This window comes from Sphingomonas citri (assembly GCF_019429485.1).
Classification (GTDB): domain Bacteria; phylum Pseudomonadota; class Alphaproteobacteria; order Sphingomonadales; family Sphingomonadaceae; genus Sphingomonas; species Sphingomonas citri.
The window spans coordinates 291,593-312,895 of the sequence record NZ_JAHXZN010000004.1 but is presented as its reverse complement, the minus strand read 5'-3'; the positions used below and the strand labels follow the sequence as shown (position 1 = coordinate 312,895).

The following is a 21,303-nucleotide window of genomic DNA, read 5'->3' as shown; positions in this document are numbered from 1 at the left end:
CCCAAAGGAGCCACGGTGACCTCTCTCCCCCATCTGTCGCGGCGCGGCGTGATCGCCGGTGCCGCCGCCGGCCTGTCCTTTCCCGCCTCGGCGCTCGCCGCGCCGTCCGCCTCGAAGCTGGTCCCGTATGGCGCGACGCCCTCGGCGCGACAGCTGGCATGGCACCGGCTGGAGCAGAACGCCTTCGTCCACTTCACGATCAACACCTTCACTGATCGCGAATGGGGCTATGGCGACGAGGATCCGGCGATCTTCGATCCGAAGCAGTTCGACGCCGACCAGATCGTCGGTGCGGCAAAGGCCGCCGAGCTGCGCGGGCTCATCATCACCGCCAAGCATCACGACGGCTTCTGCCTGTGGCCGAGCGCCTATACCGAGCACAGCCTAAAGAACAGCCCGTACAAAGACGGCAAGGGCGACATCGTCGGCGAGCTGTCCGCGGCCTGTCGCCGGCACGGACTCAAGTTCGGCATCTATCTGTCGCCGTGGGACCGCAATCACGCCGGCTACGGGCGGCCCGAATATATCACCTTCTTCCGCAACCAGCTTCGCGAACTGCTGACGAATTACGGACCGATCTACGAGGTCTTCTTTGATGGCGCCAACGGCGGCGACGGCTATTATGGTGGCGCGCGCGAGACGCGGAAGATCGACGCCGTACCCTATTACAACTGGCCGTCGATCATCGACTATGTCCACGAACTTCAGCCGATGGCGTGCACCTTCGATCCGGTAGGCGCCGATTTGCGCTGGGTCGGCAACGAGGAGGGTGAGGCCGGCGACCCATGCTGGGCGACAATGGACGATCAGGGCTTCACCCCCGAAAAGGGCAATACGGGCGTGCGCGGCGGCTCGGTCTGGTGGCCCGCCGAGGCCGATGTCTCGACTCGCTACGGCTGGTTCTGGCACGCCTATGAGGACGGGCAGAGCCGCAGCCCCGCCAATCTGATGAGAATCTACTTTGAGACGGTCGGGCGCAGTGCCGGGCTGTTGCTCAATCTCGCGCCCGATACGCGCGGGCTGGTCACCGACGAGGATGTCGGCAACCTCACCGCCTTCGGCGCGGCGCTGCGCCGGATGTATGTCACCAATCTCGCCGGAGGCGCGCGACCGGTCGCCAGCAGCGCGCGGCCCGGTCATCCGGCGGCGAACGTGCTCGATGGCGATCCCGCCAGCTTCTGGGCGAGCCGAGACGGCGCGGCGGTGCCGACGCTGACGCTCGATCTCGGCGGCGAGCGGACCTTTGACGTGGTGCGGCTCGCCGAGCATCTGCCGCTCGGGCTACGCGTCGACCGATTTGCGATCGACGTGCAGCGCGCCGGCGGGTGGGTCGAGGTCGTCAGCAAGGAAGGGATCGGATCGCAGCGCGTGATCCGGCTCGACGCGCCAGTCACTACCCGCGGCGTCCGGTTACGGATCGTGGCGGCCGGCGACACGCCCGCGATCACTGAGCTTGGCCTTTATTTATCCCCTCTGCTCCTTGAACCGCCGCATATCGTGCGCGACCGCGACGGCATGGTCACGCTGACCAGCGACGCGCCGGGGCAGGAGATCGCGTTCACCACCGACGGCAGCGCACCGACGCTCGCGTCGTCACGCTACACCGCGCCCTTCGCCTTCCCCGACGGCGGCGTGGTGCAGGCGATCGGCATTCACCGTGCCACCCGCGCGCTTAGCACAATCCGTCGCCAGAGCTTCGACATCCGCAAGAGCGATTGGAAGATCGTCCGTGCCAGCGCCCCCGCGGCGGAGCGGCTGATCGACGAGCTGAACCGCACCGACTGGATTGCCCCGCTGATCGGCCCCGACGGTCGCCCCTGTTCGGTGACGATCGATCTCGGCCGAAGCGTCGATTTGCGGGGCTTCGTGCTAAAGCCCGGCTGGCACGCGCCGCAGGGCGCGGGTGATCCCGCCGCCTGGACGGTGCGGGTCGGCGACGATCCCGCGTTGACGGGGCCGCCGCAGGAGCGCGGCGAGTTCAGCAACATCGCCGCCAATCAGGCCCCACAGCGGCTCGCCTTCGCCCGCCCGCTTGGCGGTCGCTATGTTGAGATCGCCTTCACACGCACCGCCAAGGGTGAGCAACGGTTGGCGATAGCGGAGATCGGCATCCTGACGCGCTGAGCCGCCGCCCGGTGGCGACGCTCAGAAGACCGTCTCCACCACCTCCACCACGCGATACGCGTCATCGGCAACAGTATGCGCTGCTTGTGGCCCTACCCCCTCGCATGCCGAGGACCCAAGAGCGGCTGTTCAGCGCAACATCATCGCTCTCCGGAAGCGGACATCCGTTCATCGGTTCGCGAACAGGTCCACCACGCTCGCCGGCGCGTCGGGCCCAAAGAAGCGAGCGAGGTTGCTCGCACTGAGATGCGCGACCGGGTGGCTGCGGGCGAACAGCTGCACCTCATAGGTGGCGAGGGCAGCTTCATGGTCACCAGGATGGCTTATCAAGGCGCGCGCGAGTTCGGCGCCATCGAACATGGCCAGGTTGGCGCCCTCGCCGGCGAACGGTGACATGAGGTGGGCTGCGTCGCCGAGCAATGTCACCCCTGGCACCCGCCGCCACTTCAGCGACGGGGGCAGCGCATAGATGGGGCGGATGATAGGCACGCCGTCGCTTTCGGCGATGAGCGCGCGAAGTGACGGCGCCCACCCGTTGAAGAGAGCCGCCACGCGTTCGGTCGCGATCAGCGCGTCCGCGCTTGCAAAAGCCTCGGGCCGGTTCACCGCGACGTAGGTGTGGATGCTGCCGTCGGCGTTGCGATGGGCCAGGATCCCCTGGCCGGGTGCAACCGCCATCAGCGTACCCGACCCGATCACTGCCGCAGCAACATGCGCGCGCGGGTCGTCGGGAGCGAGGTGCAGCTCGAGAAAGCTGGTGCCGGTAAAAACGGGGCTGGCATCGGTAAGGAGCGGGCGTACCCGCGACCAGGCGCCGTCCGCGCCGATCAACAGAGTCGTCTCGATCGTCGAGCCGTTCGCGAACGCCACCGCGTGACGACCGCGCCCCATCGTACGAACCGAAGAGACCTTATGCCCCCACCGCACGACCTCCGGCGACAGGGCGTCCAGCAGCATCCGGCGTAGCTCGCCGCGATCGACCTCCGGCCGGACCGAGGCAGGATTGGCCGGACGGTCGAGCAGCAACGTGGCTTGGCAGTCCACGACCCGTTTTGCATCTTCACCCGGCCGCACGAGCGCCAGGAATGCGTCGTGAAGGCCCAACTCGTACAGCGCTCGCTGCCCGCTCTGCTCCTGAAGATCGAGCAGACCGCCCTGCGTCCGCCCATCGACCGACGCTTCCCCTTCGTACACGGCGACCTCGATCCCGTGTCGATGCAACATGCCGGCAAGCACCAGGCCGCCGAGCCCTGCGCCAATGATCGATACCTCTTTTCGCATGTGTACGCGCTCCTTGGTCCCGCGGGCGTACCCGCATCGACATCAGTGGAGCCGCTGGCCGGTGGTTGACCGGCGTGTGCGCGAGGGTGGTCGCAACCACACCGTCGTTTTTCGCAGCGATCCGCGTTTAGGACAGTCTTTTCGAACGCACAACAGTGCCTGTTTGGCGGGCAGGACTCAACAGCGGACACTCGCACCGTCGAAGGCGCCGCCTGATTCCGGTCACTGGTTCATCTAGTGCGTCACGCCGCCCGTAGGCCTCAGAAGATACAATCTGAAAGCCTTGAATGAGAGCAGCGGGCGCCCCACGCCGCCTGCGCACGCATCGTGGGTTTCTAGAGGACGCCGAGATTCCGTAGCCACTGCTTGACTTGTCCAGGCCACTCTCTTGAGATCGGGTCGACGGTCGGTCTCATCCCGAAAGCGTGGCCGCCCCTGGCGTAGATCCGCATATCGACCGGAACGCCTGCGTCGCTGAGCGCCAACGCATAAGCGAGCGGCTGTCTGACCTTGTCCATCGGATCGTTCATGGCGTGCAGGATCAGCGTGGGTGGGGCTTTGGGGCTGATCGTGACCCAGGGTCGGAGCTCGAGGCTGTTCTTCCCTTTGCTGTCGTCAAGCATGCGCGCGGTGTAAGCGACCACGGCGTAATCCGGACGTGGTGACTGTCGGTCCGCCGCGTCAGCGAGGGGGTAGGTCCTCTCCTCGGTGTTGCTCATGTTCGCAGCAAGGTACGCGCCAGCGGAGAAGCCGATCACACCCACCTTGCGCGGATCAATCCCGTACGAAGTGGCATTCTGCCGAAGCAGCCCCATAGCGCGCTGCGCGTCTTCCAGGCCCAGCAACACCTTGGGTCGCTCCTGCCGACCGTTCTCGCGGGGCCAAACCTGGGGTACGCGGTACTTGAGAACCGCGCAGACCATGCCTTGTCGCACGACCCAGTCACAAATCTCGGTGCCCTCCAGGTCCATGGCCAGGACCTCGAAGCCGCCGCCCGGCAGGACGAGCATGGCTGCCCGCGTGCCGGTCCCTTTCGGCCGATAGACGGTCATTGTCGGACGCGTCACATAGCTGGCCCAATGCCACATCTTGCCGGCGACCAGCCCAGTGCCGTTGCCCAGTCCCTCCGGCCGGTCACCGCTGTCGGGCTTGGCCAGGCTGACGTTCGCTGGCCAGAGCGGCACTTGCTCGCCGCCGCTCGGCGCCAGCCACTTGCCCTCGTGTTCGTTCCTGGGGAGCGGTGTAGTGGCAGGTGCGCTTGCAACCTGCTCAGCCCATGCGCTCACACTCGCCGCGGCGCTGACAACAAGGGCAGCGCTGAGGAGACGATGTAGGCTCGGCACAGTTACCTCCTAGCGCGGGTGACACTCGGCGCGGCTTCGCTGCACTACTCGTGGCGAAGTGCATCGATAGGGTCCAGTCCCGCCGCCAGACGAGCAGGCACGAAGCCGAAGGCGATCCCGATGATGGCCGAGAAGCCGAATGCGAGCGCGTTGATTGCCGGGTTGAACGACCAATCCAGTGACATGAGCCGGGAAAGCCCGGCGATGGCTACCTGCGCGAGCAGCAGGCCGACGAGCCCGCCGAGACATGAGAGCGTCACCGCCTCGACAAGGAATTGCAGCAGCACCTCGCGGGCGACGGCGCCGATCGCGAGCCGGACGCCGATCTCGCGCGTGCGCTCGGTCACGGCGACCAGCATGACGTTCATAATACCGATGCCGCCCACCACCAGGCTGATCGCCGCGACGGCAGCGACGATGCGAGTGAGAGCGGCGGTGGTACCGGACAGCGTCTCGGAGATCTGGCGCGTGTCGATGATGAGGAAGTCGTCGTCCTCGCCCGCTTCCACATGCCGGCGTTCGCGCAGCAGGCCGGTGAGCGACGCCTTGATCTGCTCGGTGTCATAGGCCGGATCCACACCAACCAGCAGCGCCTTGATGTCCCTAGTGCCGAGGACGCGACGCGCCACGGTCTTGATCGGCATGATCACCAGATCGTCTTGGTCGCCGAACTGCCCCTGCCCCTTAGTGGTGAACAGGCCGATGACCTCGCAGCTGACCGGTCCTGCGCGGAAGCGTCGGCCGATCGGATCCAGCTCCTTGAACAGATTCTTGCTGACGGTGCTGCCGATCACGCACACGGCCTTACCCGCACTCTCCTCCGCCGGCGTGAACACCCGCCCCGCCTTCAGCGGCCACGGCTGAATGACGAAGTAGGTCGCGTCCATGCCGAAGATGCTCGTCGACCAGTTGTTGCCCTCGTAGTAGACCGCTGAGGTGGCCTGCGCCTGCGGTGCCACGCCGGTGACGCCACTGACCTGTCGCTCTATGGCGACGACGTCGTCGGGATCGAAGCTGGCCGGAGGTGGCCCACCGCCGCCGCGCCGGATCGCTTGCCCTGGATGGACGTGGAGCAGGTTCGTGCCGAGATTGGCAATCTGCTTCTGCACGGATGCTGATGTCGCGTCACCGAGCGTGACCATCGTTACGACCGCCGCGACACCAATGACGATGCCGAGCACAGTCAGAAAGGACCGGAGCGCATGTCGCCGGATCGAGCGCGCTGCGAGCAGGACCGTCGTGCCGAGCATCTCGCTGACTTTGCGGGGTTAATGGCGCTGCGGCAAGGCCAAGCGAACACCGCTGGCACGAACAACGCCACACGCCTTCATGCAGGTTCACTGCCCGATAGAGAAGGTGCTGAGCATAGCCGATGAAGGCTGAGGAGAGTGAGCATGCTGAGCGCTGTGCTGCTACTCGTGTCGCTGCAAGCCGCAGAGGCTCAGGCGGCCAATCCTGAGCCGCGCTCCGGCCGAGAGATAAAGATGACGAGTTTACCGCCGAGTTTGACCGCCGAATCGATGCGATGATCGCAGGCGATGCCGAGGCGCAGAGGAAGATCAAACCGGCGGATCGAGCCAAGATGCGCGAGGGCATGATCGCTCCTGGCTTTCGCGGAATGGACAAGAACTCGGACGGCCTTCTCACCAAGGACGAGGTGAAGAGCTTCAGCCGTTAGCCCCTCGCGATCCCGCGCGACAGCACGCCGGCGATCACGGCTAAGATGATCCATAGCAGGGAACTCTTCTGGGCGCCAAGCTAAGGCGTGTGAACGGCTTGGTTTATGAGGATCACGGCCGGACGGCTGCAGTGCGCTCAGCGGCGGCAGATGCCGCTCGGCTGCGAGTGCCGGAGCGGCCCGTTGGTCGCACATAGGCTAGACACTGCATCTTTCAGATCCTGGGTCCAGTATGGTTGCAAGTTCGCTTGCCTTCGTCTCTCGCCAGGAGCGATGTCATCGAAAAGGCAAAAGGAAATTAGATGACCGTAGGTACGCTGCTCCTTTCCGCTTTGGCGCTTGCTCTGCAAGCCGATCAAGGCGGCGCGCAGGACAAAGCCGCAGACCCTTTGATCAAGGAACGGCCGATCTGCCGAAGCGAGGGGCGGAGCGGCTCGCGCATGCAACGCCGTGTCTGCCACACAAAGGCTGAATGGCAGCAGATCGATACGGCCGCCAGCCCGGTCAAAGGTGGATCACCAGACTGGATCGGGCCAATCGGAGGCAAGTAGATCGGGTGACTAGCGGCCTGACCGCTTTCGCCCGGTGTTCTGCAGTGACGTTCTATCAATCAACCGGTTCTCTGCAGGTCAGGTCGATGCAGGCCAATCGCAACTTGAACCCGCAACTTCAAGTCGAAGTGGGAAAAATCAGGACCTTGTCGACGGGCACAGATACACTTTCGTCCACGATTTCGATCTCAACCGAAATCACCCGAACGTCGCAGTCCCGTCCGGTGGGTTCAAGCGGCCTCGTGAAATCCGCGGATCGCCCTATCGAAATGTATATCTTCATACAATCAGGCTGAGCAGCTGGCGGGAAAAACCCTGAGCGGATGTAGCCTTCACACTTAACAAGTGCCTTCGCGCCAACGCGCTTTGTCAAACGGCGTAGTCGGGCTATTCGACCCGGATATGGCGACGCGTAAGGAAAGGACATATCGGCCAGACCAGCCGCGTTACGATTGGGGAAGCCCTGTGGGAGCACCGCTGGCAAAAACAAAGCCCTCCCGCTCGAAATCGCTACTTCAACGGGCAATCCTTCGATGTGAACATCATACGCGTTGCCCGGTAGCCACTCCATGTCTGTATATGAAGCCTTCCAGACCGCACTTGATGATCTAACCGTTTTTCCATCCAAAATCCTGAGGGTAACCTTGGTGGTGATCGATACTTTCGCGAAACATCCCGAAAGCAACCAAGGCAGAATCAATATAGCGAGCGTCTGCCTGCGTTTCAAACTTGAGGCACCCGGAGCTTTAGCTTGCACGCGGGCAAACCAGAACCTTCTGGCACTGCCAGCTACGCGGGAAGAGCGCGCTTTCGATGACACGACACCCATGTTCTCGTCGTAGCGGATGAACGCACGTCCGCAATGGGGACTCCGCAAGAACCTTTCGTCCGCCTGCGAATGGCGCCAGCCGCCTCTGCCCCCTCGTGGCGAGGAATCCAGAACCGGTCACTCGACGGCTTCTGCTCGCCTCTCAACTTCAGCCGCTCGTTCATCCCGGTAGCCGAGCCGCGTGGGCGTTCTGCAGAGCGCTCGGCTTGTGCTCGTTTGGGAGAAAAGCCGCATGTTCGCTTTGAAGCGGCTGGGTGCGGCTATGTGCCGGTCGCATCGCTACACGCGTGCTGAATGTCGGGTTCGGGACCTCGTCGTTTTCTCGGATTGTCGTACATCTAACGAGGGTCAGCGGCTCTGCATGGAACATCGGTTCCAGTCCAATCGAAGTCGTACGTCGTCGGCACGGTCTCGCCGTTGCCGATCGACGTCTTCTTCCCCGCAGGATCGTAGGAAATCCAGCCCATGCTGTTGTCGAAGGCGGCAATGCGGCCGTTGTCGCGCTGTGCCGCCGGGATATCGATCTCGGGCTGTTCGATGCGCGATGCACGGATCATGCGGATCGCTCCGTCCCGCATTTCCCAGGCGCGGTGATAGGCGCGCCCGAACATGCGAGTGTCGAAGCTGCTCTTCGACGACCAATGTCTCGCCTGCGTAGAGGTCGGCACCCGCACGGTGGTCACGAAGCAGGTGTAGTCCGGCTTGGTGTAGAACGGTGCGTCCTGGTTCTGGTCGGACGCACGAACCCGCCGCTCCGGCGGGCTAAACCCGCCGCCCGGCAGGGCCAGTGATTTCCCGCTCGCGCCGTCGTCAGACCAGTCGAAGGTGCCCGTGCCGCTGATCGTCAGAACGCTCGCCCCCGCCGCCTGATCGTAGCGCCATTTGACGTCGTCGACCGACTGGAACGTGTCGCCGATCGCGTTCTGGCGGAAGAAGTCGAGCAGCTGTGCAGCAGTGACTGGCGCGAACTGCATCTGCTTCTGCAAACCTTTCAAGCCATGCAGGATTTCGGTCGACACGATCCTTGCCGGCTTGTCGAAGCCGGCACGCGCATCGATCTCGAACAGGTTGATCTCGTCGGGCGTGGTCGCTGGCCGCCACTGCAGCTTCTCGAGGGTGTTGCCTTTAGAGGTTAGCGGCAAAACCCAACTCGCAGAGTAGACGAGTTGAGGGTTGGGCACCGCCACCGAAGGAAGCGTCCCGTCCAGCCAGTAGGTCTTGCCATCGATGCGCGCGCGGACGAGCACGTGATCGAACAGCTGCGGTAGCGCCAGTCGCTGGTCGAAGCCGTCGTCATTGCCGCCCGAGTTGACCAGCACAGGCTCTGCGTCGATGCCCATCTCCGACAGCAGCGCCAAGAGCAGGACGGTCTTGCCCTTGCAGTCTCCATACCGGCGCTGCCAAGTCTCATCGGCGGTGGCCGGGATGAGGTTGCCACCGTTCAGACCGACATAGATGTACCGCACGTCCTGCTGCACAAGCTTCAACGCCTCGGCGGCACGGTCCAGTGGACGCGACTGCGCAGCCGCGATGCGGACGGCTTCGCGCTTCACGGCGGAATTGGCAGCTAACGTCGCGGCCTTGGCGAACATCGGAGCGAAATGACGCGATATGGTCGGCCAATCGGCAAATTGGCTGTACTCCACGGCGCGCTGCCACTGGTACCGCGGCGGCGCGTCCTTGGGCGGTGAAAGAAGAGCCGGATTGTCAAACCGGAAGTCGACTGCCTGCTCGCCCTTAACCATCGCGGCGGTCATGTCAGCAGAGGGCTTGATGTTGGGTGCACGGCCTTGATCCCAACTCAGCCCCAAATGGTAGCGGCCGGGTGCCGGGCTCGATCCCAGCATGAGAATACCTGCCTCATTGTGACCAAGCCCCGGATCACTGGAGAAGACGGTCATGTCGACCTCCAGCTCGTCGCCGACCCGAAGGTCGGGCACTCTGAGTACCGCCGTAAGCGTCCCATCCAGCTTCGCCGCCTCCAGCTGATCTTCGCGTCAAAGGATCTCGAACGTTGCGTCCTTGAGCACGTCGAAAACCTGACCGTCGCGGAAAACCTTGATTCCGTGGGCGATCGGAGCTCCCGCGCCGGGGTTCCAGGCGATCGAGATGTTACCAAGCTGCAAGGCGGCAGGGTCAAGGAGTTTGATGCGATAGCCGAGGTACTGAGCTTGCCCCTTCTCACTAAGGTGCACTTCAACGTCCTGTCGCCGAGAGAACACTGGGCCGGTTGTGGTAGCTGGCAGCGGCAGGAGCGTGGACGGCGTGGCCCAAGTTGGGACGGGGCCGCGGCGGACCTGCTCTGTCTGCGCCCAGGTGGGACCCGCAACTATCATCGACGCCGCAAGCAGCAACGCAGCACGTACCCTCATTCGGACCCCCGTCCCTCTCTGTCAGCCGGCATTGTGGCAGACCCATCTTCGCTTGCAAGGGAGAAGGGCGCGTCGATGAAGCGGCGGTTACGGAGCAGTCGTATGCACCGAGTGCCCACGGAAACTGCGAGAAGCTAGCCTTGCTCGCGCTTACGGCCCCTCAGGGCGACCATCCGATAGCGGACGGGCAGCTATCCACCCCCGGCAGGCGTGCGAGCCCCCTTCCCTGCATTCTGAACGATCGTCCGGTTTTCCCGGCCGACCGCCCCAAAGCGGACAGGCAGCTATCCCCCCCCGGGAGCGACCTGCTCATCGAGCTCGGCTGCCTGCACATCTACAAGCCCGCGTACGCTCAAACATCTGCACGCCGCCTCCGCGAGAAGCGGCTCTTACGCCAAGCGGAAGAGCCACCCCGCGGCATTACGCCGCTGCACCGCCGTCGATAGTAAGCGCAGTGCCCGTGATGTAGCTTGCGTCCGGTCCGGCGAGGAACGACACCGCGCCAGCGATCTCCTCTACCTTGCCATAGCGTCCGAGCGGCACGAACGAGGTCATTTGTTGCGCGAACTCGCTGTCGGCAGGATTCATGTCGGTGTCGATCGGTCCGGGCTGTACCGTGTTGACCAGGATGTTGCGCGACGCGAGGTCCTTGGCCCAGCCGCGCGCCAGCGCGGCGACCGACGCCTTCGTCGCGCTGTAGACGGCGGTCGCCGGAAAGGCGAGCTCGCCCGAAACACTGCCGATGAGGATGATGCGACCGCCGTCATTCAGGTGGGGCAGCGCAGCACGCGTGCCGACATGCAATCCCTTCACGTTGACGCCGAACTGACGATCGAAGGTCTCGTCGGTATCGTCACCGATGGCGGAGAACTCGGCGACGCCGGCGTTGTGGATCAGGATGTCGAGCCCGCCGAGTGCCGCGGCAGCCTGCTGGACGCCCGCGCGCTGCGACGTCGGGTCGGCGGCGTCTGCCTGGAACGCGAAGGCAGTTCCACCAGCGCCTTCGATCGCGGCAACAGTGGCGTCCGCCGCCGCCTTGTTACCGGCATAGGTGATCGCGACCGCCGCGCCGTCGGCGGCCAGCCGCTTCGCGATCGCAGCGCCGATGCCGCGCGACCCGCCGGTGACAAGCGCCTTTTTGCCCTGGAGTGACATGGGATATCCTTCGAGAACGTTGCCCGCGATCACACCATCGTGCGCTGTCGGCTGGCGGATAGATGGGCTACGGTGGTGATAGTTCAATATTCCCGAACTATGAGAACGGTGAATTATTCTTATATCCCCCTCATGCCTCGCTTCACCCACCCACGGCTTGAAGACGTTCCGCTCGACCTAGCGATGCATGCGCTGGCTGATGCCAATCGCTTGAGCATGATAGCGCGGCTGGCGGCAGCCGAGCGATTGAGCTGCACGGGTGCGGCGCCGTGTGACGCCATCCCCAAGAGCACCCTGTCCAATCACTTGAAGGTGCTTCGCGCCGCGGGACTGATCAAGACGATCCAGGTCGGGCGCGAGATGATCAACACCCTCCGTCGTGACGAGTTCGAGCGGCGTTTCCCTGGCCTCCTGAATGCGGTGCTCACCAACATCGAAGCGTGATGCCGCTAGCATAGCGTCGCGGCGGCACTAGCCCGGGGTAGATCAGCGAGAGGATTCAATTTCGGCACCCTTAGCTCTCGCGTGGGAAGCCAGAGCAGCAGGTGAATCAGCACCGCTTCCGCTGGACTTCACCTGCACCCAGAGCGACAGCACAGCTCGACTCAGGCGCTGGTGCGGCCGGGTCGCTGCCCCGCCGACACGATCGACGGGGCTGCGGGTGGTGGGAGCGGCACTGGCGCCGCTCTCCTCGAGAACGAGGACCCATCATGCCCAAGCTCACCGACACCCACACGCTCCTGCTTGCGCATGCCGCACAGCGCGACAGCGGCAGCCTGTTTCCCCTCCCCTACGCGCTTGCCGGCACGGCGCGGACGATCAAGGCCATCGCGTCGCTGCTGCACCAGGGCCTCGTTGCCGAGAAGGAGACGCGTGTCGCGGCCGAGATCGCGCGACAAGATGACGACCGCCGCATCGGTGTCTTCATCACGCCGGCAGGCCTCGCCGCCATCAACGCCAGCGATGACGAAGGCGCCGCGGTCAGCGACGCTGCCAGCGACACCGATACCGCCACGCCGCGCACGAAGGTGTCGACGGTGGTGGCGCTGCTCCAGCGCGACGAGGGCGCGACACTGCCGGACCTCATCGCAGCGACGGGGTGGCTGCCGCACACCACGCGCGCGGCGCTGACGGGCCTGCGCAAGAAGGGCCACGCCATCGAGCGCACCCATCGCGATGAGCTCACCTGCTACCATATCGTGCGGGGCCGCTGACCATGGCGGACGATCAGATCGCGGCGCTGGAGGCACTGTCCTACAGCGAGCTTCGCCAGCAATGGGTTACAGTGACTGGCAACGTGCTGCCCAAGGTCAGCCCGAAGCTGCTACGGCTCGCACTCGCCTGGGAGCTGCAGGCGCGAGCGCAAGGCGGCCTCTCACGTGAGACGACACGCGAGCTCGACCAGCGCAGCCGCGGGCACACCAAGACGGCGCGGCCGTCTGCGGGGATGCGGTTGGCGCGGGAGTGGCAGGGCCGCCTGCATGTCGTCACCGTCGGCGAGGATCAGGTGGTGCGCTGGGATGGTCGCGAGTGGCGCTCGCTGAGCGAGGTCGCGCGCGCGATCACGGGCACGCGCTGGTCGGGACCGGCGTTCTTCGGGCTCAAGAAGAAGGTGGCGGCATGACCACGCTGCGCTGTGCCATCTACACCCGAAAGTCGAGCGACGAGGGGCTGGAGCAGAGCTTCAACAGCCTCGACGCGCAGCATGAGGCCTGCTCCGCCTATATCCTTTCGCAAGCCTCGCACGGCTGGTGCGAGGTCGAGGCGCGCTACGACGACGGCGGGCTCTCCGGCGGTACGCTCGAGCGCCCGGCGCTGCAGCGGCTGCTCGCCGACGTCGCGGCGGGTCGCATCGACATCATCGTCGTCTACAAGGTCGACCGGCTCACCCGCTCGCTGCTGGACTTCGCCAAGCTGGTGGAGGCGTTCGACCGCGCCAACACCAGCTTCGTCTCGGTGACGCAGTCGTTCAACACCACCACCAGCATGGGCCGGCTCACGCTCAACATGCTGCTGTCGTTCGCGCAGTTCGAGCGCGAGGTCACCGCCGAGCGCTTCCGCGACAAGATCGCGGCGTCAAAGGCGCGCGGCATGTGGATGGGCGGCACGCCGCCGCTCGGCTACCGCCCTGACGGCCGCAGCCTCGCTGTTGTGGAGGAGCGTGCCGCACTCGTGCGCCACGTTTTCGAGCGCTACCGCGCACTCGGCACCGTGCGGCTGCTCGAAGCCGAGCTGAAGCAGCACGGCATCCGCGTGCCCGAGCGCGCGACCGCCGGTGGCAAGCCGATCGATGGCGGCTGGTTCTCGCGCGGCGTGCTGTACCTGATGCTGCGTCGGGTGACCTATAACGGCCGCATCGCGCACGGTGACAAGAGCTATCCAGGCACGCACCCTGCGATCATCCCCTCTGACACCTTCCAGCGCGTCCAGGCGATGCTCTCCGAGCACGTGCAAGGCACCCGCAGCGCACCGCGCGCCAGCAACCCGAGCCTGCTCGCGGGCAGCATCGTCGATGACGCTGGCGAGCCGCTGGTGGCGACGCACGCGACCAAGGGGAAAGCACGCTACCGCTATTACGTCAGCCGCGCACCCAAAACCGACAGCAGCAGCACAGGCCTGCGCGTGCCCGCGCGCGAAATCGAGCGCGTCGTCGCCGACCGGCTGGCGACGCAGTTCGACGATCGGCTCGCGCTCACCGCGGCAGCCTGGCTCGACGTACCAGCCGACCGCTTCGCGTGCCTGGCGGAGCGCCGCAGCGACATCGCCGCCGGGCTGCGCCGGCTGTGTCCGAGCAGCATGGGCGCGCTGGTCGCACAGGTCCGCATCGCGGATGCGCGCGTGCACATGGACTGCCGCATCGAAGAGGTCGCGAAGCTACTCGCTTGCGAGCAGCATGAAGGTGCCCCTGCCCTGCTGGCGCTGACCGCCGAGGTACGCCTCACCCGCTCGGGCACCGCGATGCGGCTGGTGCAGCGCGACGGTAGCGCCAGCACTGCCGACGTCGACTCATCGCTGACACGCCAGCTGCTGCTCGCCCGCACCTGGTGGAAGGAGCTGCGCGGCGGCGAGATCGACATCACGAGGCTGGCCACGCTTGAAGGCCTGACCCCCTCCTATGTCACACGGGTGCTACGGCTCGCCTTCCTGGCACCCAGCGTCACCCAGGCGATCCTCGCCGGGCGACTACGTGCTGGCGTCAGCGCGGCCACGCTTACCGCGACCGGCGGCGTGGATGCGAGCTGGCGAACGCAGGAGGCGAGGCTGCTGCCGACGCCCACAGGCGCCGGCACGCGGCGAGCCTAGGAGCGGATGCCAAGCGTCTTGCGCGCCGACGTTACCGCGTCCTCGCCGCGCTTCGCCTCCTTGCCGACGACCTCCTCCGCTGCCTGCTCTATAGCAGCGCCGGCCTCCTCGACAGCGGCCACCGCCTTGCGGCCGAGACCCAGCTGCTTGGCGAGCGCGCGGTGACCCTCGCTGTAGCCCGGTGCCACCATCGGGTAGTCGGGCTTGAGGCCGAAGCGCGCACGATACTCCGCGGGCGTGAGCCCATGGCTGGTCAGATGGCGCTTGAGGCTGGCGTAGGGTGCGCCATCGATCATGCTGATGATGCGGTCGCGGTTGGCCAGCGACTTGCGCACCGACACCGCGGGCGTGTGCTCCGCGGCTGCGGACGGCTCCTGCTCAGAGCAGCGAAATCGCGCAGAACTGCGCCAGTTCCGCGGGTGTGCTCTGCAGGGAATTAAGTGTCGCAGACTGGGTGGCGGAGACGGAGGGATTCGAACCCTCGATACGGTTTCCCGTATGACGCTTTAGCAAAGCGTTGGTTTCAGCCACTCACCCACGTCTCCGGGTCGGCGTGAGGCGCGGCTATAGCGAGCGTGATCGGCGTGATCAATGGGCCTGCGGCGATTCGGCGCGCCGCGTCACGGAGTCGGGTCGTCGCGGTGTTCATTGCCCCGACAGCACCGCTGTCGCTATGCTCGCGCTCCGGTGTGGGGACAGTGACGATGCGGACGATATGGCGCGGCGCGCGGGGCGCGATGATGGTGGCGGGGCTCGTGCTCGCCGGAACGGGGAGCGCGCAGGTGCGCACGATCGATCCCAACGCCGCGATCGATCAGGACGTCGGCGGCCAGCCGGCGGTGCGCACGCCGCGCGCGCCACTTCCCGCGGAGCCGGCCCAGCGCGACGACGAGCCGCTGCCGCCGGCGGAGACGCCGCCCGCCACGCCGACTCCGCCGACGCCGCAGGGCGACGCGCGCGCCAATGCCACCACCAACGCGGCGGAGACGTACAAGCGCGACGATCTGATCGCCGCGGGCGAGGGCGTGTTCGGCAAGGGCGCGGAAGGCTTCGCGCAGATCATCGAGAAGATTCTGAAGGACCAGGGCGAGCCCAACGCCTATATCGCGGGACGCGAGGCCTCGGGCGCGTTCGTCGTCGGGCTGCGCTACGGCTCGGGGATCATGACGCACAAGGTCGAGGGCCAGCGCCCGGTCTATTGGACCGGGCCGTCGGTCGGCTTCGACGTCGGCGGCGACGCCAACAAGGTCTTCGTGCTGGTCTACAACCTCTATGACACGCACGACCTGTTCAACCGCTTCCCCGGCGCCGAGGGGCGGCTGTACTTCGTCGGCGGCTTCGCGGCGACCTATCTGCGCCGCGGCAACGTCGTGCTGATCCCGGTGCGGCTGGGTGTCGGCTGGCGCGCCGGGGTCAACGTCGGCTACATGAAGTTCAGCGAGACCGCCAAATGGCTTCCGTTCTGAGCGGGTGAGCCGGCGCGCCGCGCGGAGGCGACGCCGGCGGCTCAGGCGGCGCGGATCGTCTCGTGATAGTCGTTGCCGCCCTCGTCGCGCTCGCTGCGCAGGAGGCGGAGCCCCGCATCGGCGAGATGCACGGCATAGGCCTCGACACCGAGCGAGACCGATGCGCCCCCGGTCAGCGAGTCGGTCCAGGCGGCGCGCGCGCGCGGTGCGCTGAACAGGAAGTGCCCACCCGGCACCAGCGCGCCGGCGACCCGGCGGAGCAGGGCCAGTTGGTCCGCCGGGCGAAGCAGGAACAGCACGCCGACCGCGATCGCGCCCTCGAAACGCCGACCGAAGACGTCGCTCGCCTGCGCCGGCTCGCAGGCCGCGGGCATGCCGGGGAGCCGGCGTCGAAACGCGGCGATCATCCGCGGCGACGGGTCGATCCCCCAGATCGTGAACCCGTCGGCGACGAGCGCGGCGGCGATCGGCATGCCCGAGCCACAGCCGATGTCGAGGATCGCCGCGCCGGGCGGCAGCCGGCGCGCCGCCCAGGCCCGTACCAGCGCGGTGCCGACGCCCGAGCGGACCGCCATGAACGCGTCCGCCACGGCGTCCCAGCCACCCGAGCGATCGCCGTCACCGCGGCTAGCCCCGTCCCTCAACGCGCGCCGGGAAACTGAGTCGCTTCGAAGCGCAGCGGCTGGCCCTGCGGCATCGCGCCGAGCTCGTCCTCCCACATCGCCACTTCGCCGCGGATGATCGTGCCGATCGGCTTGCCGGTCAGCGCCATGCCCGTGAAAGGCGACCAGCCCGAGCGCGACGCCAGCCACTCGTCCCCGATCGTCCAGCGCTTGCGCAGATCGACGACGGTGAAGTCGGCGTCATAGCCGCGCGCGATCCGCCCCTTGCCGACCAGCCCGAAGATGCGCTGCGCGCCCGCACTGGTCAGCTCGATCACGCGCTGGAGCGACAGCCGGCCGTGGGCGGCATGGTCGAGCAGCAGCGGCAGCAAGGTCTGTACGCCGGGCATGCCGCTCGGGCTCGCGGGATAGTCCTTGCCCTTCTCCTCCAGCGTGTGCGGCGCGTGGTCGGAGCCGATCACGTCGGGCACGCCCTGGTTGAGCCAGTGCCACAAGCCGTCGCGGTGCGCGCCCGAGCGGATCGGCGGGTTCATCTGCGCCAGCGTGCCGAGCCGCGGATAGGCTTCCTCGCCCGCCAGCGTGAGATGCTGCGGCGTCACCTCGCAGGTCGCGATGTCCTTGTTGCGCCCGAGCAGCTCGAGCTCGGCCGGCGTGGTGACGTGGAGCACGTGGATGCGCCGCCGCGCCGCGCGCGCCAGCCGCAGGATGCGGGTGGTCGCCAGCATCGCGCTCTCGTCGTCGCGCCACACCGGGTGCGACGAGGGGTCGCCCGCGACGCGCTCGCCGGCACGCGCGTTCATCCGGTCCTCGTCCTCGGCGTGGATCGCGACGCGGCGAACGCCGTGCGCCAGCACCTCGGCGAGGCGCGAGTCCTCGCTCACCAGCAGGTCGCCGGTGGAGGCGCCCATGAAGATCTTCACCCCCGCGGTGCCGGGCAGCCGCTCCAGCTCGGCAAGTTCCCGCGCGTTGTGGTTGGTCGCGCCGACGTAGAAGGCGTGGTCGCACCACATCCGCCCCTGCGCGCGCGCCAGCTTGTCGGCGATCGCCTCGGCCGAGTCGGTGTTGGGCTTGGTGTTGGGCATCTCGAACACCGCCACCACGCCGCCGCGCACCGCGGCCTCGCTGCCGCTCGCGAGATCCTCCTTATGCTCCAGACCGGGCTCGCGGAAATGCACCTGGGTGTCGATCACGCCGGGCAGGATGTCGAGCCCGGTGCAATCGATCCGCCGCCCCGCGTCGCCGCTCGCGCCGATCGCGACGATGCGCCCGTCGCTCACGCCCACGTCGGCCTGCACCGGGCCGCCCGGGGTATGGACGGTGCCGCCGCTCAGCAGGAGATCGTAGCTCGCCATGGTCCGTCCTTTCCGGGTCTTTCACCGTGTGTGGCGCCTCCCTACCTTGCCGGCATGACCGATACCAGACCGGCCACCACGCTCGCGGATCGCGCGCTGCTGCGGCTAGCGGGCGACGACCCGCGCGGCTTCCTCCAGGGACTCGTCACCAACGACATGGCGGGTCCGCTGCCGTGCTGGGCGGGGCTGCTGTCGCCGCAGGGCAAGGCCCTGTTCGACTTCCTCGTCTGGGCCGACGGCGCCGACCTGTTGCTCGACGTCGAGCGTGACGCGCGCGACGCGCTGGCGCGACGGCTGACGATGTACCGGCTGCGCCGCGCGATCACGATCGCATCCGAGGACTCGCTCGCGGTCCATTGGTCGCCGGAGCGACCCGCCGATGACGCGGTGCCCGATCCGCGGCTCGCCGCGCTCGGCTGGCGCTGGCTCGCCCCGGCCGACGCGGGCGACGCGTCGGCGTCGTGGCGCACCCACCGGCTGGCGCAGGGCGTCGCGGAAGGACGCGCCGAGCTGGGCGACGGCGAGACGCTGTGGCTCGAGGCCAACGCGCGCGAGCTGGGCGGGGTGAGCTTCGCCAAGGGCTGCTACGTCGGCCAGGAGAATACCGCGCGGATGCACCATCGCAGCAAGGTCAATCGCCGGCTGGTGGTGGCGCCGCTCGCGCCCGACGAGGCCAAGGTGCGCGCGCTCTACCCCGAGCTGGGGCTGATGGTGGCGCTGCGCCGCGTCGAGGCGCTCGGCGACGCGCTGCGGCCGACGTGGCTGGCCGAGGCGCTCGACGCGGAGGCCTGAGGTTCAGGCGCTCACAGCCGGTCGAAGTCGATCGCGCCGTGGCGGTCGAGCCGCTGCTCCGCCGGCGGGAGCGGGTATTTCAGCCCGGTCGCGCAGTTGAACAGCACCACCTCATCGTCCTCGTCGACCTCGCCGTCGCGCAGCGCCTGGTGGTACGCCGCCAGCGTCGCCCCGCCCTCGGGGCAGAGCAGCAGACCGTCCTGCCGCGCGCAGGCGTCCACCGCCGCCAGGATCGCGGGATCGCCCACCGCCAGCGCCTTGCCGCCGCTCTCGCGTACCGCGCGCAGGATGAGGAAGTCGCCCACCGCGCGCGGCACGCGGATCCCCGCGGCCACCGTATGCGCGTCCTCCCAGCGCTCGGCATGTTCCTCGCCCGCCTCGAAGGCGCGGACGATCGGTGCGCAGCCGGAGGCCTGCACCGCGTACATGCGCGGCCGCTCGCTGCCGATCCAGCCGAGCCGCTCGAGTTCGTCGAACGCCTTCCACATGCCGATCAGCCCGGTGCCGCCGCCGGTCGGGTAGAAGATCGCCTGGGGCAGCCGCCAGCCGAGCTGCGCGGCGAGCTCCAGCCCCATCGTCTTCTTGCCCTCGATCCGATAAGGCTCCTTGAGCGTCGAGAAATCGAACCAGCGTCCCTCCGCCGCGCCCTTGCCGACGATCGCGCCGCAGTCGTCGATCAGCCCGTTGACGCGCCACACCCGCGCGCCCTGCGCCGCGATCTCGCGCACGTTCACCTCGGGCGTGTCCTCCGGGCAGAAGACGATCGTCTCGATCCCGACGCGGGTGGCATAGGCCGCCAGCGCGGCGCCGGCGTTGCCGTTGGTCGGCATGGCGATGCGGGTGACGCCGAGCTCCTTCGCCATCGCCACCGCCATCACCAGCCCGCGCGCCTTGAAGCTGCCGGTCGGCAGGCGACCCTCGTCCTTGACCCAGACGGTAGCGCCGCCGCTCCGCGCGATTGGGATCAGCGGCGTCTCGATCTCGCCGAGGCTGACGACGTTGGCGGTGCGCCGCACCGGCAGCAGCTCGCGCCAGCGCCACAGGTCGGTAGCGCGCGCCGCCAGCGTGTCGCGCGGCAGCGCGGCACGGACCGAGTCGAGGTCGTAGCGCACCAGTAGCGGCCGACCGGCGCGCGAGAGATTGTGGAGCTGGTCCGCCGCGTAGCGCTCGCCGGTCAGCGAACACTCCAGATGGGTCACGAAGGTGGCGCGCTCGGCGGTGAGATTGTCGTTCATGCCAATAGCCTTAGCGGGTGGTGCGGCGGCGTCCACCGGGGCGACGTGTTCTGCCGCTACAATGGACGGTGGAGATCGAGTATGATGTCGCCAAGGATGCGGCCAACCGCGCCAAGCACGGGATCGCGCTGGGGCGGGCAGCGGAGATGGAGCAGACCGTGGCGATCGCTGACCCTCGCTTCGACGAGCCGCGCTACCGGCTCTACGGATTGATCGATGGCCTGCCCTATTGCGCGGCCGTGACATGGCGCGAGCAGCGCCTCCGGATAATCAGCCTGCGGCGTGCCCGCACCAAGGAGTATCGGCGCCATGTCCGACCGGCCTGAGATCGACGACGTCGTGTTCGACGACGATAACCCGGAGTGGACCGAGGCCGACTTCGCGCGCGCCCGTCCGGTCGAGGAGTTGCCTTTCGCAGCCGCCTTTTCCCGCTCCGCGGCGCCTGCCCCCGACACCATCATGGTCATGATCCCGCTCCCCCGCGACGTCGTCGACACGTTCCGCGCCACCGGTGACGGCTGGGAAGCGCGGATGGCGGCGGTGCTCCGCGCCGCGCGACCCTGAGCGTCGGCGGGCGCCACGATCGCGAACGCCCGCCCTCACCTTACTCCGGCTTCTTCGCCACCCCGACCAGCGCGGGGCGCAGCAGCCGGTCCTTGATCATCCAGCCCGACTGCATCTCCTGCACCACCGTGCCCGGCTCGGCGTCGCTCGGCATCTCGACCATCGCCTGGTGGCGGTTGGGGTCGAGCGGCTGGCCCATCGCCTCGATCTTGGTCAAGCCGTGGCGCGCGAAGACGTTGGTCAGCTCGCGCCCGGTCGCCTCCAGCCCGGTGACGAGACCCTTGAACTTGTCGTCGGCGCGCAGCTCGGCCGGGATCGCGGCCAGCGCGCGCTCGAGATTGTCGTTCACCGACAGCACGTCGCGCGCGAAATTGGTGGCGGCATAGGCGCGCGCGTCGGCGGCATCCTTCTCCGCGCGGCGGCGCACGTTCTGGATATCGGCCTGGGCGTACAGCGTCTCCTGGCGCGCGGCGGCGAGCTGGTCCTCCAGCTCGGCGATGCGCTGCGCCTGGGTGTCGTGCTCGGCCACCTCGGGCGCGGCCTCGGCGGTGGCCTCGCGCAGGTCGTCGGCGGAAGTCGGTTGGTCGCTCATTCTGTCCCTGTCTTCTCAAGCGTCTCGAACATCGGGCGCGCGC

At 67.2% G+C, this 21,303-nt stretch carries 22 protein-coding genes and 1 tRNA gene; 10 read left to right on the top strand and 13 right to left on the bottom strand.

The genetic code is table 11. The features are described from left to right. Window positions 1-15: 15 nt before the first annotated feature. Window positions 16-2,124, top strand: a complete 2,109-nt coding sequence (locus tag KZ820_RS13745) for an alpha-L-fucosidase (protein WP_219749169.1) — start codon at window positions 16-18, stop codon at window positions 2,122-2,124. 168 nt (window positions 2,125-2,292) lie between these two features. Here the strand turns inward: KZ820_RS13745 and KZ820_RS13740 are convergent, their stop codons facing one another. The 4 genes from KZ820_RS13740 to KZ820_RS13725 all read right to left on the bottom strand — a co-directional run bounded on the left by KZ820_RS13740 (window position 2,293) and on the right by KZ820_RS13725 (window position 6,480). Then, on the bottom strand, window positions 2,293-3,405 hold the full coding sequence (locus KZ820_RS13740) for an FAD-dependent oxidoreductase (protein WP_219749168.1): 1,113 nt from the start codon (window positions 3,403-3,405) through the stop codon (window positions 2,293-2,295). A 335-nt stretch (window positions 3,406-3,740) separates the two neighbouring features. After that, window positions 3,741-4,748, bottom strand: a complete 1,008-nt coding sequence (locus KZ820_RS13735; RefSeq protein WP_219749167.1) for an alpha/beta hydrolase — start codon at window positions 4,746-4,748, stop codon at window positions 3,741-3,743. 44 nt (window positions 4,749-4,792) lie between these two features. Beyond that, the gene (locus KZ820_RS13730) at window positions 4,793-5,998 is read right to left on the bottom strand and encodes an ABC transporter permease (protein WP_219749166.1); all 1,206 of its coding nucleotides are present in this window, start codon (window positions 5,996-5,998) and stop codon (window positions 4,793-4,795) included. A 191-nt stretch (window positions 5,999-6,189) separates the two neighbouring features. After that, entirely contained in the window at window positions 6,190-6,480 is a 291-nt protein-coding gene (locus KZ820_RS13725) for a hypothetical protein (protein ID WP_219749165.1), read from the bottom strand. Window positions 6,481-6,728: 248 nt separating this feature from the next. Here KZ820_RS13725 and KZ820_RS13720 point away from each other — a divergent pair, with 248 nt between their 5' ends. Then, window positions 6,729-6,977 (top strand): hypothetical protein, encoded by a 249-nt coding sequence (locus tag KZ820_RS13720; protein WP_219749164.1) that lies wholly within the window; start codon window positions 6,729-6,731, stop codon window positions 6,975-6,977. 1,167 nt (window positions 6,978-8,144) lie between these two features. Here the strand turns inward: KZ820_RS13720 and KZ820_RS13715 are convergent. The 3 genes from KZ820_RS13715 to KZ820_RS13710 form a co-directional block, all read right to left on the bottom strand. After that, window positions 8,145-9,707, bottom strand: coding sequence for a transglutaminase-like domain-containing protein (locus KZ820_RS13715; protein ID WP_258048156.1), 1,563 nt, complete (start codon window positions 9,705-9,707; stop codon window positions 8,145-8,147). Between the two features lie 96 nt (window positions 9,708-9,803). Continuing rightward, window positions 9,804-10,001, bottom strand: coding sequence for a hypothetical protein (locus KZ820_RS21965; protein WP_258048155.1), 198 nt, complete (start codon window positions 9,999-10,001; stop codon window positions 9,804-9,806). Window positions 10,002-10,598: 597 nt separating this feature from the next. Further along, window positions 10,599-11,333 (bottom strand): SDR family oxidoreductase, encoded by a 735-nt coding sequence (locus KZ820_RS13710; RefSeq protein ID WP_219749163.1) that lies wholly within the window; start codon window positions 11,331-11,333, stop codon window positions 10,599-10,601. 132 nt (window positions 11,334-11,465) lie between these two features. Between KZ820_RS13710 and KZ820_RS13705 the strand changes: the two genes are divergently transcribed. The 4 genes from KZ820_RS13705 to KZ820_RS13690 all read left to right on the top strand — a co-directional run bounded on the left by KZ820_RS13705 (window position 11,466) and on the right by KZ820_RS13690 (window position 14,636). Next, complete coding sequence (locus tag KZ820_RS13705; RefSeq protein WP_219749162.1) at window positions 11,466-11,777, top strand: ArsR/SmtB family transcription factor; 312 nt, start codon at window positions 11,466-11,468, stop codon at window positions 11,775-11,777. Between the two features lie 266 nt (window positions 11,778-12,043). Then, window positions 12,044-12,547, top strand: coding sequence for a DUF3489 domain-containing protein (locus KZ820_RS13700; RefSeq protein ID WP_219749161.1), 504 nt, complete (start codon window positions 12,044-12,046; stop codon window positions 12,545-12,547). 2 nt (window positions 12,548-12,549) lie between these two features. Continuing rightward, window positions 12,550-12,957, top strand: a complete 408-nt coding sequence (locus KZ820_RS13695; RefSeq protein WP_219749160.1) for a DUF2924 domain-containing protein — start codon at window positions 12,550-12,552, stop codon at window positions 12,955-12,957. Then, a complete protein-coding gene (locus KZ820_RS13690; protein ID WP_219749159.1) occupies window positions 12,954-14,636 on the top strand; it encodes a recombinase family protein in 1,683 nt (560 codons plus the stop codon). Before KZ820_RS13695 ends, KZ820_RS13690 begins: the two co-directional genes overlap by 4 nt. Here the strand turns inward: KZ820_RS13690 and KZ820_RS13685 are convergent. Together KZ820_RS13685 and KZ820_RS13680 are read right to left on the bottom strand one after the other, a co-directional pair. Next, entirely contained in the window at window positions 14,633-14,977 is a 345-nt protein-coding gene (locus KZ820_RS13685; RefSeq protein WP_444547589.1) for a MucR family transcriptional regulator, read from the bottom strand. The genes KZ820_RS13690 and KZ820_RS13685 overlap by 4 nt on opposite strands. 114 nt (window positions 14,978-15,091) lie before the next feature. Beyond that, window positions 15,092-15,181: transfer RNA gene (locus KZ820_RS13680), tRNA-Ser, on the bottom strand. Window positions 15,182-15,340: 159 nt separating this feature from the next. Between KZ820_RS13680 and KZ820_RS13675 the strand changes: the two genes are divergently transcribed. Beyond that, entirely contained in the window at window positions 15,341-16,102 is a 762-nt protein-coding gene (locus tag KZ820_RS13675) for a DUF1134 domain-containing protein (RefSeq protein WP_219749158.1), read from the top strand. 41 nt (window positions 16,103-16,143) lie between these two features. On the opposite strand, the gene KZ820_RS13670 is transcribed toward KZ820_RS13675, so the two are convergent. Both KZ820_RS13670 and KZ820_RS13665 read right to left on the bottom strand, forming a co-directional pair. After that, a complete protein-coding gene (locus KZ820_RS13670) occupies window positions 16,144-16,692 on the bottom strand; it encodes a class I SAM-dependent methyltransferase (protein WP_308462229.1) in 549 nt (182 codons plus the stop codon). Window positions 16,693-16,742: 50 nt separating this feature from the next. Further along, entirely contained in the window at window positions 16,743-18,077 is a 1,335-nt protein-coding gene (locus KZ820_RS13665; RefSeq protein ID WP_219749157.1) for a dihydroorotase, read from the bottom strand. A 54-nt stretch (window positions 18,078-18,131) separates the two neighbouring features. Between KZ820_RS13665 and ygfZ the strand changes: the two genes are divergently transcribed. Then, the gene (gene ygfZ / locus KZ820_RS13660) at window positions 18,132-18,869 is read left to right on the top strand and encodes a CAF17-like 4Fe-4S cluster assembly/insertion protein YgfZ (RefSeq protein WP_219749156.1); all 738 of its coding nucleotides are present in this window, start codon (window positions 18,132-18,134) and stop codon (window positions 18,867-18,869) included. Window positions 18,870-18,880: 11 nt separating this feature from the next. Here the strand turns inward: ygfZ and KZ820_RS13655 are convergent, their stop codons facing one another. After that, window positions 18,881-20,104, bottom strand: coding sequence for a threonine synthase (locus tag KZ820_RS13655; protein WP_219749155.1), 1,224 nt, complete (start codon window positions 20,102-20,104; stop codon window positions 18,881-18,883). A gap of 20 nt (window positions 20,105-20,124) precedes the next feature. Between KZ820_RS13655 and KZ820_RS13650 the strand changes: the two genes are divergently transcribed. Continuing rightward, a complete protein-coding gene (locus tag KZ820_RS13650) occupies window positions 20,125-20,430 on the top strand; it encodes a BrnT family toxin (RefSeq protein WP_308462228.1) in 306 nt (101 codons plus the stop codon). After that, window positions 20,414-20,668: a BrnA antitoxin family protein gene (locus KZ820_RS13645; protein WP_219749154.1), complete on the top strand. Its 255-nt coding sequence runs from the start codon at window positions 20,414-20,416 to the stop codon at window positions 20,666-20,668. The genes KZ820_RS13650 and KZ820_RS13645 overlap by 17 nt, the downstream gene beginning before the upstream one ends. Window positions 20,669-20,708: 40 nt before the next feature. Here the strand turns inward: KZ820_RS13645 and grpE are convergent, their stop codons facing one another. Next, a complete protein-coding gene (gene grpE / locus KZ820_RS13640) occupies window positions 20,709-21,260 on the bottom strand; it encodes a nucleotide exchange factor GrpE (protein ID WP_219749153.1) in 552 nt (183 codons plus the stop codon). Window positions 21,261-21,303 lie beyond the last annotated feature (43 nt).